The 1,025-nt window shown below is 68.3% G+C and carries 1 protein-coding gene; it reads right to left on the bottom strand.

Annotated features, from left to right (window positions below):
• A partial coding sequence (locus tag D7V77_RS42130) for an IS630 family transposase (protein WP_120581747.1) occupies nt 1-962 on the bottom strand: 962 nt, incomplete at its 3' end.
• Nucleotides 963-1,025 lie beyond the last annotated feature (63 nt).

Genomic DNA, 1,025 nt, shown 5'->3' with positions numbered 1-1,025 from the left:
GCTGCGCGTCGAGAGGGAGCGACGCGCAGCAGCGGACTTGAAGTCTGCTGCGCGTTGCGAGCTTCCAGGTAGGCATCCACCTCGGCCATGAGCGCCGACATCTTCTTGCACCGGTGGTTGCGGGTGACGTTGGCGTGCACGTCCCACCAGACCCGCTCGATGCGGTTGCCCTCGGGGCAGTACGGCGGCAGGAAGTGCAGCACCACCCGCTCGCCCATCTGAGCCAGTACCTGCTTCGTCTGCCTGCTCGAATGGGTGGCCGCGTTGTCCAGGATGAAGTGCAGGCGCCGGGCCGTGGGGTAGGCGTTGCTCACCGCCCGTACCAGTTCGATGAAAAGGGCGCTCGTCTTCCGCTCCCCCTTCACCCACGTCAACTCGCCTGTGCGTGAGTTGAGCGCTCCGGCCACGTATCGCTTCTGGTTGTTGCCCGGAGTGACGACCTCCCGCCGCTCTCCGGGCAGCATCCAATCGGGCCCCACCTTGGGGTTGAGATGCACGTCCATCTCGTCCTCGTAGAAGACGGGCTCCTCGGGCCGGGCGTAGGCCGCCCGGCACTTCAGTTGCCACAGTCGCTCTTGCCTCTGGCGCGCGGGCCAGGGGCAGCGCACCACGGGGCGGGGCCGCTTCAGCCGTGCGCCCACCGACGCCAGGGCGCGTCCCATGGTGGTAGGCGAGACGCGCACGCGGCCGCGCCTCTCCACCTCGCGCGCCAACAGCTCGCGTGTCCACGTGGTGCGTCGCCAGCCGGACTGCTGAGGTGTGCCCTTCAGCACCCGGCAGAGCGTTGCTCGGAAGCGCTCATCCACTTTGCGCTGTCCATTTCGAGCACGTCGGTCCACCAGCCCTTCACGTCCACTCTCCAGGTAGCGCTGGACGGCGGCCACCACGGTGGAGGTAGCGCACAGCAACTCTCGCGATGCCTGCGCTCGCGACTGGCCACTGGCCACCTTCGCCACCGCCATGCACCGTCGCAGGGTGAGCGGGCAGCCAGTCCTCTCACCCCAGCGAATCAGGCGCCTGCGGTC

Source organism: Corallococcus sp. CA041A, assembly GCF_003612075.1.
In the GTDB taxonomy this organism is placed as follows: domain Bacteria; phylum Myxococcota; class Myxococcia; order Myxococcales; family Myxococcaceae; genus Corallococcus; species Corallococcus exiguus.
Note: the sequence above shows the minus strand (reverse complement) of the source record. Positions and strands in the feature narration are given on the sequence as shown.